At 51.1% G+C, this 13044-nt stretch carries 11 protein-coding genes; 10 read left to right on the forward strand and 1 reads right to left on the reverse strand.

The features are described from left to right. Positions 1-14 precede the first annotated feature (14 nt). Positions 15-1868 carry an outer membrane assembly protein AsmA gene (gene asmA / locus OGX90_RS09390; protein WP_286623611.1) on the forward strand — a complete coding sequence of 618 codons (1854 nt, stop codon included), beginning with the start codon at positions 15-17 and terminating at the stop codon, positions 1866-1868. Between the two features lie 44 nt (positions 1869-1912). Here asmA and OGX90_RS09395 read toward each other — a convergent pair whose 3' ends face one another. Then, on the reverse strand, positions 1913-3496 hold the full coding sequence (locus OGX90_RS09395) for a TerC family protein (RefSeq protein WP_032943936.1): 1584 nt from the start codon (positions 3494-3496) through the stop codon (positions 1913-1915). 655 nt (positions 3497-4151) lie between these two features. Between OGX90_RS09395 and OGX90_RS09400 the strand changes: the two genes are divergently transcribed. The 9 genes from OGX90_RS09400 (at position 4152) to wcaF (ending at position 13033) form a co-directional block, all read left to right on the forward strand. After that, a complete protein-coding gene (locus tag OGX90_RS09400) occupies positions 4152-5291 on the forward strand; it encodes a polysaccharide export protein (RefSeq protein WP_003834266.1) in 1140 nt (379 codons plus the stop codon). A 5-nt stretch (positions 5292-5296) separates the two neighbouring features. Continuing rightward, complete coding sequence (gene wzb, locus OGX90_RS09405) at positions 5297-5746, forward strand: low molecular weight protein-tyrosine-phosphatase Wzb (RefSeq protein ID WP_032949610.1); 450 nt, start codon at positions 5297-5299, stop codon at positions 5744-5746. Then, positions 5743-7905 (forward strand): tyrosine-protein kinase Wzc, encoded by a 2163-nt coding sequence (gene wzc, locus OGX90_RS09410; RefSeq protein ID WP_234692124.1) that lies wholly within the window; start codon positions 5743-5745, stop codon positions 7903-7905. Before wzb ends, wzc begins: the two co-directional genes overlap by 4 nt. A gap of 72 nt (positions 7906-7977) precedes the next feature. Further along, positions 7978-8820, forward strand: a complete 843-nt coding sequence (gene wcaA / locus OGX90_RS09415; protein ID WP_000206145.1) for a colanic acid biosynthesis glycosyltransferase WcaA — start codon at positions 7978-7980, stop codon at positions 8818-8820. 2 nt (positions 8821-8822) lie between these two features. Then, positions 8823-9311 carry a colanic acid biosynthesis acetyltransferase WcaB gene (gene wcaB / locus OGX90_RS09420; protein ID WP_181641060.1) on the forward strand — a complete coding sequence of 163 codons (489 nt, stop codon included), beginning with the start codon at positions 8823-8825 and terminating at the stop codon, positions 9309-9311. Then, positions 9308-10525, forward strand: a complete 1218-nt coding sequence (wcaC, locus tag OGX90_RS09425; protein WP_286623612.1) for a colanic acid biosynthesis glycosyltransferase WcaC — start codon at positions 9308-9310, stop codon at positions 10523-10525. Before wcaB ends, wcaC begins: the two co-directional genes overlap by 4 nt. Next, positions 10500-11717 carry a colanic acid polymerase WcaD gene (gene wcaD / locus OGX90_RS09430; protein WP_286623614.1) on the forward strand — a complete coding sequence of 406 codons (1218 nt, stop codon included), beginning with the start codon at positions 10500-10502 and terminating at the stop codon, positions 11715-11717. Before wcaC ends, wcaD begins: the two co-directional genes overlap by 26 nt. 5 nt (positions 11718-11722) lie before the next feature. Then, positions 11723-12469, forward strand: a complete 747-nt coding sequence (gene wcaE / locus OGX90_RS09435) for a colanic acid biosynthesis glycosyltransferase WcaE (RefSeq protein ID WP_048224450.1) — start codon at positions 11723-11725, stop codon at positions 12467-12469. Positions 12470-12478: 9 nt separating this feature from the next. Further along, the gene (wcaF, locus tag OGX90_RS09440; RefSeq protein WP_001153539.1) at positions 12479-13033 is read left to right on the forward strand and encodes a colanic acid biosynthesis acetyltransferase WcaF; all 555 of its coding nucleotides are present in this window, start codon (positions 12479-12481) and stop codon (positions 13031-13033) included. Positions 13034-13044 lie beyond the last annotated feature (11 nt).

The raw sequence follows: 13044 nt of genomic DNA on the forward strand, positions 1-13044 counted from the left end.
CCATTGGGGATAGCATGAGACGATTTCTGACGACGCTGATGATTCTTCTGGTCGTGCTGGTGGCCGGCTTTTCTGCGTTAGTACTGTTGGTGAATCCGAATGATTTCCGCGCGTATATGGTCAAGCAGGTTGCCGCACGTAGCGGGTATCAGCTGCAGTTGGATGGCCCCCTGCGTTGGCACGTATGGCCGCAACTGAGTATCCTCTCAGGGCGAGTGGTGTTAACGGCTGAAGGTGCCAGCGAACCTCTGGTTCGTGCCGACAATATGCGTCTTGACGTTGCGTTATGGCCGCTGTTGAGCCACCAGCTCAGCGTGAAGCAGGTGATGCTCAAAGGCGCAGTGATTCAACTGACCCCGCAAACTGAGGCGGTACGCGGCAAAGATGCACCTGTTGCCCCAAAAGACAATATGTTGCCCGATCTGGCGGAAGACAAAGGATGGTCGTTTGATATCGCCCGTTTGCGGGTTGCCGACAGTGTTCTGGTATTCCAGCATGAAGACGATGAACAAGTTACTGTTCGTGATATTCGTCTGGAGATGGAACAAGATAGCCAGCACCGCGGCACGTTTGATTTTTCCGGGCGTGTAAACCGCGATCAGCGCGATCTCGCGTTATCCTTTAACGGTACGGTCGATGCCTCCGATTATCCGCACAACTTATCTGCGAATATCGAGCAGTTAAGCTGGCAATTGCAGGGGGCCGATTTGCCGCCGCAGGGGATCAACGGTCAGGGACATCTTCAGGCGCAATGGCTGGAAGAGAAAAAACAGCTTTCGTTTAGCCAGATAAATTTGACCGCCAATGACTCTTCGTTCTCCGGGCAAGCGCACGTATCCTTGTTGGAAAAACCGGAATGGGCCGTCGACCTGAAATTTGGTCAGCTCAATCTGGATAACCTGCTCGTACAGCATGACGCAGCGGCGACAGCAAAAGGTGACGTTCAGCAAGGTCAGAGTCAGTCAACGCTGGCGCGCCCCGTCATTGCTTCCCAGGTTGATGCCGTTTCGTATCAGGGACTCAAGGGTTTTTCGGCAGACATCGCTTTGCAGGCTGACAAAGTGCTGTGGCGGAAAATGGCGTTTGAGAATGTATCGGCAAAAATTGACAACCAGTTCGGCTTACTGAACATTGCGCAGTTGCAGGGAAAAAGTGATGGCGGGCTGATCTCACTGCCCGGCACGCTGGATGCCAGAAAAGGAGAACCGCGAGCGGTCTTTCATCCGCGCCTGGAAGGTGTGGAAATTGGCACGATTCTGAAGGCCTTTGATTACCCCATCGCACTCACCGGCAAGCTGTCGCTGGCGGGAGATTTTTCCGGCTCAGATATTGATGCCCAGGCGTTTCGCCATAGCTGGCAAGGGCAGGCCCATGTCGAAATGAACGATACGCGAATGGAAGGGATGAACTTCCAGCAGATGATTCAACAGGCTGTAGAACGCAGCGGTGGGGATGTTAAATCTCAGCAAAACCTCGATAACGTGACCCGGTTGGATCATTTTGTAACCGATATGACGCTGGATAACGGAGAGGTGACGCTGGATAACATGGCAGGCGAGTCCGCGATGTTGGCGCTGACCGGCAAAGGAGCGTTAGATCTGGTGAAGCAGAATTGCGACACGCTGTTTAACATTCGCGTGCTGGGCGGTTGGGATGGCGAAAGTAAGTTGATTAGTTTCCTGAAGGCCACCCCGGTTCCTCTCAGGGTCTATGGCCAGTGGCAATCACTGAACTACAGTCTGCAAGTTGATCAGCTTTTGCGTAAGCATCTGCAGGATGAAGCAAAACGTCGTCTGAATGACTGGGCAGATCGCAATAAAGATTCCCGCAACGGCAAAGATGTTAAAAAGTTGCTGGATAAGCTCTGATTCATATTGCCGGATGGTGGCTAATGCCCCATCCGGCTCGTGACTTACACCTCGTAATCCATCTCTTCTTCACTGTGTAGCGGTATCAGTTGGACCTTTTGCACGCGATGATTTTCCACCTGAAGGGTTTTTAGCCGATAGTCGCCAACCTGAACTTCCTCCCCGGTTTTCGGGATGCGCTGCAAATACTCCATTAACAGTCCGGCAATAGTGTGATACTCACGCTTATCGTCTAACGGGATAGGCACGTACTGCACCAGGTCTTCCAGTGGCATATGTCCGTTAGCGGTCCACGAACCATCGGCGTTTTTCTGAATATCATGACGGGCGTCGATTTCCTCTACCTCGTTTGGCAGATTGCCGGCGATGGTTTCCATCACATCACTCAGCGTCACAATCCCTTCGACGGAACCAAATTCATCGGCTACAAACGCGAAGTGCGTGCGGGCATTACGGAACTGCTCAAGCGCCGGAAGCAGCGGCAAGGTCTCCGGGAACACCAGCGGCTGGCGAATCAAGACGCGCAGGTCGAGCGGTTCGCCGCGCAGAGACTGTTGTAGTAAATCGATGACATGCACCACGCCCAGCAGTTCCTCCTGCTCGTCTTCGCCAGTGACCACCAGACGCGTATGCTGGTTTTTTTCCAGTAAGGCGCGGATTTCTGCTTCGGGCGCATTGAGGTCGATATGTTCAATATCATGGCGCGAGGTCATGATACTGCTGACGGTACGCTGATTGAAGTTCAGTACACGTTCAATCATCCGCCGCTCCTGAGGCGCAAAAATCTGACCTTCATGATGATCCGCCAGCATCGCCGCGGTTTCGGCATCCAGTTCAGCATCTTCTTTTTGCCCGCTCAGCAGCCGCATTACCGCCTCGGCGGTGCGCTGGCGCAGAGTATGGTTGGCTGAGAGGAAGCGACGACGGTTAAAGATAGCCAACTGGTTCAATGCTTCGATCATGACCGAGAAGCCGATGGCCGCGTACAGGTAACCTTTCGGGATATGGAAACCAAACCCTTCGGCCACCAGACTGAAACCAATCATCAGCAGGAAGCTCAGACAAAGAATAACAATAGTTGGATGGCTGTTAACAAAGCGCGTCAGCGACTTGCTGGCCAGCAACATCAGGCTGATGGCAATAATGACTGCCGCCATCATCACCGCCAGGTGATCGACCATGCCAACAGCGGTAATGACGGAATCCAGAGAGAAGATGGCGTCCAGCACCACGATTTGCGCGACCACACCCCAGAACTTAGCGCCTTTACGCTGGGTGGGGTTATCGCTGTCTTTCCCTTCCAGCCGTTCGTTGAGCTCCATAGTGGCTTTAAACAGCAGGAAGAAACCCCCGAACAGCATGATCAGATCGCGGGCGCTGAAGCTGAGATCGCGAATGCTGAACAGCGGCGTGGTCAGCGTTACCAGCCAGGATATTGATGCCAGCAGCAGCAGGCGCATAACCATCGCCAGCAGTAGCCCGGTAATACGCGCCTTATCCCGCTGGGCAGGAGGTAGTTTCTCCGCGAGGATGGCAATAAAAACAAGATTATCAATGCCAAGAACAAGTTCGATCACGATTAACGTGACCAGTCCGGCCCAGATTGACGGATCGGCAATCCATTCCATAGTAAATGCTATACCCATAGTTGTATGACAATTGTCACAGTTCGATCATGGGTAAAACTGGCGAAAAATGCAATGGCGAGAAGGGGTTTCTCTGTCGGTTATATCAGAACTGATGCAGGATAATAGCCTTAATGTAACTACAGGAAATGATTTTATTAATCTAAATATATTTAGGAAATATCGCAGGTGGAATATTTCTATATCAATATTGTCAATATCAATAAAATCCTAAAAATATATAAAACCGACGCTTAATATTAATCTTAAAAGCCAGGTATCGGCGGTTTGTTATCTTGCCTGATATTCGCATAGCTGCAACAATTCTTGCGGTAATAATCAAAAGATAAATATTTCCTCATCAATCAGTGGCGCCATTCCCGATGCGTTAACGCTGTAAATGTGATGAAAATAAAGGAGAAGATAAAAATTTAAATTAATCAGTGCATTGGTAGCTAGTGAAGCCAGGGGCGGTAGCGTGTCAGGTCGCCTGAAACAAGCCTAAATTATTCTGTCAAGAGACCGCAGATGAATTCATTTTTTTTAGGACTGATGCCAGTTAAATTCCATTTCAATTAACGGCAAGGTAAATACGTACAGGCGAAGTCGCTATTTAGATTGCATGTGATAAATACTCTGCCAAAGTGATAAATAATCAATGATGAAATCCAAACTTAAATTGATGCCAGTATTGGTATCGGTGATCTTGATAAACGGTTGTACCGTGCTTCCGGGCAGCAATATGTCTACGATGGGCAAAGATGTGATTAAACAGCAGGACGCTGATTTTGATATCGATCGCATGGTTAATGTTTATCCACTCACGCCACGGCTGGTCGAACAATTACGTCCTCGACCAAATGTTGCCCAGCCAAATATGTCGCTGGACCAGGAGATTTCCGGATATCAGTACCGGGTCGGCCCGGGGGATGTCCTGAATGTGACCGTCTGGGACCATCCCGAACTCACCACGCCGGCCGGGCAGTACCGTAGCTCAAGCGATACCGGCAACTGGGTGCAGCCTGATGGCACCATGTTTTACCCCTACATCGGCAAAGTCAGCGTGGTAGGGAAAACGTTGGCAGAGATTCGTAGTGATATTACCGGGCGCTTAGCGAAGTACATTGCTGACCCGCAGGTGGACGTTAATATCGCCGCTTTCCGCTCGCAGAAGGCCTATGTCTCCGGGCAGGTGAACAAATCCGGCCAGCAGGCCATCACCAACGTGCCGCTTACCGTTCTCGATGCCATTAACGCCGCTGGCGGTCTCACCGAGGCAGCAGACTGGCGCAACGTTGTACTGACTCATAAAGGGCAGGAGCAACGTATTTCACTGCAAGCGCTGATGCAAAATGGCGACCTGAGCCAGAACCGTCTGCTCTATCCTGGCGACATTCTGTTTGTTCCGCGTAATGACGATCTGAAAGTCTTCGTAATGGGAGAAGTGAAAAAACAGAGCACCCTAAAAATGGACTTCAGCGGCATGACGCTTACCGAAGCGCTGGGCAATGCCGAAGGTATTGACCTGACCACCTCCAATGCCAGCGGCATTTTCGTTATTCGACCATTGAAAGGCGAGGGCGGGAACAACGGCAAGATCGCCAATATCTATCAGCTTGATATGTCCGATGCGACGTCGCTGGTGATGGCAACATCATTCCGACTCCAGCCATACGATGTGGTGTACGTCACTACCGCGCCGGTTGCTCGCTGGAACCGTTTGATCAATCAGTTGCTGCCGACTATTAGCGGTGTTCGCTATATGACGGACACGGCCAGCGACCTTCACAACTGGTAATCATCATGTTTAACAAAATCTTAGTTGTCTGTGTGGGGAACATTTGTCGTTCCCCGACGGCAGAGCGCTTATTAAGGCAATTTCATCCGGCGTTAACGGTCTCTTCAGCCGGTCTTGGGGCGCTGGTGGGGAAAGGCGCGGATCCGTGTGCTATTAGCGTGGCGCAGGCGCACAACCTGTCACTGGATAATCATTGTGCCCGGCAGATCTCGGGACGAATGTGCCGGGAGTATGACCTGATCCTGACCATGGAAAAGCGCCATATCTCTGCCCTGTGTGAAATGGTGCCGGAGATGCGCGGCAAAGTGATGCTTTTTGGGCACTGGGACAGCGAGCGCGAAATTCCCGATCCGTATCGTAAAAGCCGTGATGCGTTTGACGCGGTGTACGCATTACTTGAACGGTCTGCCCGCCAATGGGCTCAGGCACTGAACGCAGAGCAGGGAAAACAATGACAGAAAAAGTTAAACAGTCTGCTGCGCCGGTAACGGGCAATGATGAAATCGATATTGGTCGTCTGGTCGCAACGGTAGTGGAAGCCCGCTGGTGGGTTCTTGGCATTACCGCGGGCTTTGCATTGTGTGCCGCGGTCTACACGCTGTTCGCCACACCTATCTACAGTGCGGACGCGCTGGTGCAAATTGAGCAAAATACCGGAAATTCACTGGTGCAGGATATTGGCTCGGCGTTGTCGAACAAACCGCCGGCCTCGGAAGCGGAAATTCAGCTCATTCAGTCGCGACTGGTATTAGGGAAAACGGTAGACGATCTTAACCTCGATATCGCCGTTACCAAAGATACATTCCCTATTTTTGGCGCGGGCTGGGACCGGCTGATGGGGCGTCAGAACGAAACGGTTAATGTAACCACCTTCACGCTGCCAAAGGCAATGAATGAACAGACCTTCACGCTCAATGTGCTGAATGACAAAAGCTATCAACTGGTGAGTGACGGGGGTTTTAGCGCCCGGGGGCAAGTCGGCAAGGTGTTGGAACATGATGGCGTGACGATGCTGGTTGAGGCGATTCATGCCAGCCCGGAGAGCCAATTTACCGTCAGCAAATTCTCCACGCTGGGCATGATAAACACCCTGCAAAATAACCTGATGGTGACGGAAACTGGCAAAGACACCGGCGTATTGAGCCTGACCTTTACCGGCGAAGACCGCGAGCAAATCCGCCAGATCCTCGACAGTATTACCCGCAACTATCTGCAACAAAACGTGGAACGTAAATCTGAAGAGGCCGCCAAAAGTCTGGCGTTTCTGGCAAAGCAACTGCCTGAGGTGCGTAATCGGCTGGACGTTGCTGAAAACAAGCTGAACGCCTTTCGTCAGGATAAAGACTCCGTGGATTTGCCGCTGGAAGCCAAAGCGGTGCTGGATTCGATGGTGAATATCGATGCGCAGTTGAATGAACTGACCTTCAAAGAAGCGGAGATTTCCAAGCTGTTCACCAAAGCGCATCCGGCGTACCGCACGCTGCTGGAAAAACGCCAGGCGCTGGAAGATGAGAAAAGTAAGCTGAACGGGCGCGTAACGGCGATGCCGAAAACGCAGCAGGAAATTGTTCGTCTGACGCGTGATGTCGAGTCCGGTCAGCAGGTCTATATGCAGTTGCTGAACAAGCAACAGGAACTGAAGATTACCGAGGCCAGTACGGTTGGCGATGTGCGCATTGTCGATCCCGCGATTGCCCAGCCTGGCGTGCTGAAGCCGAAAACGGCGCTGATTATTCTCGGCAGTATCATTCTCGGTTTGATGCTTTCCGTGGTGGGCGTACTGCTGCGTTCTCTGTTGAATCGCGGTATTGAAAGCCCGCAGGCGCTGGAAGAGCATGGTATCAGCGTGTATGCCAGTATTCCGTTGTCTGAATGGCAAAAAGCACGTGATAACGTTCAGACCATTAAAGGTGTGAAACGCTACAAGCAAAGCCAGCTGTTGGCCGTGGGTAATCCAACCGATCTCGCCATAGAAGCGGTCCGTAGCCTGCGTACCAGCCTGCACTTTGCCATGATGCAGGCGCGTAACAACGTATTGATGCTGACCGGCGTCAGCCCGTCGATTGGTAAAACGTTTGTCTGCGCCAACCTGGCGGCAGTCATCAGCCAGACCAACAAACGCGTGCTGTTGATCGACTGCGATATGCGCAAAGGCTATACCCACGAACTGCTGGGGACCAATAACGTCAACGGCCTGTCTGAGATCCTGATTGGCAAGGGGGATATCTCATCCAGCGCCAAACCGACATCGATTCCGCATTTTGATCTGATCCCTCGCGGTCAAATCCCTCCCAATCCTTCCGAGCTGCTGATGAGCGAACGTTTCGGAGAACTGATTGCCTGGGCCAGCTCGCACTATGACCTGGTGCTGATTGACACTCCACCAATTCTGGCGGTGACCGATGCAGCCATCGTGGGGCGTCACGTCGGAACCACGCTGATGGTGGCGCGTTATGCGGTCAACACGCTGAAAGAGGTGGAAACCAGCCTGAGTCGCTTCGAGCAAAACGGCATTCAGGTGAAAGGGGTGATCCTCAACTCGATCTTCCGCCGTGCCAGCGGGTATCAGGATTACGGCTACTACGAATACGAATACACGTCGGATGCGAAATAAATCACCAACCCTGCCGGATGCGGCGAAAACGCCTTATCCGGCCTACAAAAGCGTATCTATCCGGAAACGAAAATGACGACAGAAAACCCGCTAATTTCAATTTATATGCCAACCTGGAACCGCCAGCAGCTGGCCATTCGGGCGATTAAATCGGTGTTGCGCCAGGACTACCCTCACTGGGAGATGATCATTGTGGATGATTGCTCTTCCTCATATGAGCAGTTGCAGCAGTTTGTTGAGGAACTCAACGATCCGCGCGTGTCGTATACGCATAATTCCACCAACTCCGGGGCCTGTGCGGTGCGTAATCAGGCCATTATGCAGGCCAACGGGCAATACATTACGGGGATTGATGATGATGATGAATGGACGCCGAACCGCCTGAGCGTGTTCCTGCAGTACCGGCATCAACTGGTCACACGGGCGTTTCTGTATGCCAATGACTATGTCTGTGAGGGCGAAGTGTATTCGCAGCCGACCAGTCTGCCGCTCTATCCGAAGTCCGTATATTCACGCCGCAGGTTTTATAAACGCAACATCATTGGTAATCAGGTATTTACCTGGGCATGGCGGTTTAAAGCATGCCTGTTCGATACCACGCTGAAAGCGGCGCAGGATTACGACATCTTCCTGCGCATGGTGGTGGCGTATGGCAAACCGTGGAAGGTCAAAGAGGCGACGCAGATCCTGCATGTGAATCACGGCGAGATGCGTATTACCTCATCGCCGAATAAATTCTCCGGTTACTTTCAGTTTTACCGCAAGCACAAAGGCAAATTTGACCGGGCCAGCAAGAAATATCAGCTGTTTACCCTCTATCAGATCCGCAACAAACGGATGAACTGGCGCACGCTGCTGACGCTGCTTTCTGTTCGCAACAGTAAGCGTCTGGCCGACGGACTGCGAGGACGCTAAGTATGCTGGAAGATTTACGCGCGAACGGCTGGAGTCTGCGCCCCTGCTGCATGGTGGCGGCCTATCGGATTGCCCATTTTTGCTCCGTCTGGCGTAAAAAAAACATCATAAACAACCTGTGGGCTGCCCCGGTGCTGGTGATGTATCGCCTTATCACCGAATGCATGTTTGGCTATGAAATTCAGGCTGCTGCATCAATCGGTCGTCGTTTCACCATCCATCATGGCTATGGGGTGGTTATCAATAAAAACGTGGTGGCGGGGGATGATTTTACCCTACGCCACGGCGTCACCATCGGCAATCTTGGTGCCAACGATCCATCCTGTCCGGTCATCGGTAACGGCGTTGAGTTGGGGGCCAATGTCACTCTGCTCGGCGACGTTGCTATTGGCGATAACGTGACGATTGGCGCCGGGAGCGTTGTGGTGGATAGCGTTCCGGACAATACGCTGGTCGTGGGCGAGAAGGCACGGGTGAAGGTAATAAAATGAAGATATTACAGTTTAATGTGCGACTCGCAGAAGGTGGTGCGGCAGGCGTGGCGTTAGATTTGCATCTGAGGTCGCTGGAAAAAGGGCTGTCGTCACGGTTTGTCTATGGCTATGGCAAAGGTGGCAAGAAAAGCGCCAGCCACAGGGATTATCCGCATGTTGTCAAACATACGCCGCGTCTGACATCGGTGGCGAATATTGCGCTATTTCGTTTCGCGAACCGCGACATGTTTGGCAATCTCAACAAGTTATACCGTGAAGTTACCTGCACCAGCGGCCCACTGGTACTGCATTTTCATGTGTTGCACAGCTACTGGTTGAACCTGGAAGAGGTGGTGACCTTTTGCCAAAAAGTGAAGGCGCATAAACCGGATATCACCTTCGTCTGGACCCTGCACGATCACTGGAGCGTGACCGGGCGCTGTGCCTTTACCGATGGCTGCGAAGGCTGGAGAACGGGCTGTCAGAAATGCCCAACGCTCAGCAACTATCCGCCGGTAAAAGTCGATAAAGCCCATCAGCAGTTGCCCGGTAAGCGGCAGATGTTCCGTGCCATGCTGGCGCTGGGCTGCCAGTTTATCTCGCCCAGTCAACATGTGGCCGACGCATTCAACAGCCTGTATGGCGTGGGATGCTGCCGCGTTATCAATAATGGCATTGATGTGGCAACCGAAGCCATTCTTGCCGAACTACCCGCGATGCCTGCGGAGAGCGGTCGGCCGAAAATTGCCGTGGTGGCTCATGACCTGCGCTATGACGGCAAAACCAGTCAACAACTGGTGCGAGCGATTACCGCGCTTGAGGACAAAATTGAGCTGCATACCTTCGGCAAATTTTCGCCATTTGCGGGAGATAACGTCATCAACCACGGTTTTGAGAGCGATAAGCGCGCGTTGATGAGTGCGCTTAATCGGATGGATGGACTGGTGTTCAGCTCCCGTGTCGATAACTACCCGCTGATTCTGTGCGAAGCGCTTTCCATCGGCGTACCGGTAATTGCCACGCACAGCGATGCCGCGCAGGAAGTGCTGGCTAAATCAGGCGGTAAAACGTTCAGCGAAGCGGACGTATTGCAGCTGGTGCAGCTGAAAAAATCAGACATTGCGCAGGCGGTATTTGACACGTCCCTTACCGCGTTCAGTCAACGCAGTCGGGTGGCATACAGTGGGCAACAGATGCTGGAGGAATATGTCTCATTCTATCAGAATCTGTAGCTATCTGGTGCTACCGCTGCTTTATCTGCTGGTTAACGTCAAACTTGCCCAGCTTGGCGAGAGCTTCCCGATAACCATCGTCACGTTCTTGCCCGTTCTGCTGTTGCTGTTTGTCGAGCGCATCAATATCAAAAAATTAATGATTGCGCTGGGCGTAGGGGGCGGGCTGACGGCGTTTAACTACCTGTTCGGCCAATCACTGGATGCAAGCAAGTACGTAACGTCAGCGATGCTGTTTGTTTATACCGTGGTGATTATTGGCATGGTGTGGAGTATTCGCTTTAAAACCATTTCACCGCATAACTACATTAAGATTTTGCGTTTTTTCTGGCTGGTGGTGGGGCTGGTGGTGGGGTTAGCTGCGGTTGAAATGGCACAGATAATTCTCAGCGGCGGCAGCAGTTTAATGGAAGTTATTTCGAAATATCTTATTTACAGTAACAGCTATGTTCTGAACTTTATTAAGTTTGGTGGGAAACGTACCACTGCGCTCTATTTCGAACCGGCATTCTTCGCTCTGGCGTTAATCTCAATTTGGCTCAGCATCAAACAGTTTGGTATCAAAACACCTAAGTCCGATGCTATGATTCTGGCAGGGATAATATTATCAGGATCTTTTTCAGGGGTAATGACGTTTATTTTGTTTTATCTCCTGGAGTGGGCGTTCCAGTACCTGAATAAGGATGCGATAAAAAAGAAGCTACCGCTGGCGATAATCTCATTAAGCGTGTTTTTAGTTGGGGTGATATTTGCTTTTCCGTACATCGCAACGCGGCTTGGTGATTTAGGAACTGAAGGTTCGTCATCGTATTATCGTATCGTAGGACCATTGGTGATGGTCGGTTATTCATTACTGAATGTTGATGGCGTAGTGAGATTTGGCTCACTTTATGAATACGTTGCGTCATTCGGAATTTTTAACGGTGCAGATGTCGGTAAAACAATAGACAATGGTTTGTATCTGCTGATTATTTATTTTTCATGGTTCGCGTTGATATTAGCCCTATGGTACATGGGGAAGGTCATGAAAATGATGATCAATGCGTTTGGCGATAATCAGAATTATCGGGTGCAGCTTTATCTTTTTACACCGTTGTCCCTGTTTTTTACAGGTTCAGTATTTAGTCCGGAATACGCATTTTTAATTGTGTGTCCGTTTATATTGCGCAAGGCGCTGAATATCGCGAGGTAACTCACATGCTGCTCAGTATCATTACCGTCGCCTTTCGCAATCTGGAAGGGATCGTCAAAACTCACGCATCGCTGGCACATCTGGCGCAAGCGGGTGATATCAGTTTTGAGTGGATTGTTGTTGATGGCGGCTCCTCGGATGGTACGTCGGCGTTTCTTGAAGGGCTCAGTGGGGAACACCGGTTACGGTTTGTCAGCGAGCCGGATAACGGCATCTATGATGCGATGAACAAAGGCATCGCGATGGCGCGCGGGCGGTTTGCACTGTTCCTCAACTCCGGGGATATTCTGCATGCGGATGCGGCACATTTTATCCGCCAGCTAAAAATGCAGAGCGACCAAACCATGGTCATTGGCGATGCGTTGCTGGATTTCGGCAATGGCAACAAAATTAAGCGCCGGGCAAAACCAGGTTGGTATATTTATCACAGCCTGCCCGCCAGTCATCAGGCGATATTCTTTCCGCTCTCAGGGCTGAATGTCTGGCATTATGATTTGCAATATAAAATATCGTCTGATTACGCGTTGGCAGCCCAATTATACAAGTCCGGTTACGCTTTTAAAAAGTTGAGCGGGTTGGTATCGGAGTTTTCTATGGGCGGAGTGTCAACGACGAATAATCTGGAATTGTGTCGGGATGCCAAAAAAGTACAGCGCCAGATATTACACATGCCAGGTTTTTGGACCGGTTTGTCAGAATATTTACGTCTGCGCACAACCGCTAAAACAAAAACCTTATATGGGAAAACGTAAGGGCATATTATGCAGGACTTAAGCGGATTTAAAGTGCCTGGAGGTTTTCGCGGCGGTGGTGCTATTAAAGTGCAATTATGGTGGGCGGTGCAAGCAACATTATTTCGCTGGTCACCGCAGGTCATGTATCGCTGGCGTGCATTTTTATTACGAATGTTTGGTGCGAAAATAGGAAAAAACGTAGTCATTCGGCCTTCAGTAAAAATTACTTATCCGTGGAAATTAACCCTGGGAGATTATGCCTGGGTGGGTGACGACGCGGTTTTATATACGTTAGGTGATATTACGATTGGCGCCCATGCGGTTATTTCGCAAAAAAGTTATTTATGCACCGGGAGTCATGATTATGCCAGTCAACATTTTGATATTAACGCCACGCCGATTGTGGTTGGCGCTAAATGCTGGTTGGCGACAGATGTCTTTGTCGCGCCTGGCGTGACGATTGGTGATGGCACCGTCGTTGGAGCACGAAGCAGCGTATTTAAATCGCTGCCAGCAAATGTTGTTTGTCGGGGAAATCCCGCAGTAGTCACGCGCGAACGCGTCGAGAAAGTTACTCCCTGAGGGGATCACTG

Source organism: Citrobacter sp. Cpo012 (assembly GCF_030333015.1).
GTDB lineage: Bacteria > Pseudomonadota > Gammaproteobacteria > Enterobacterales > Enterobacteriaceae > Citrobacter > Citrobacter portucalensis.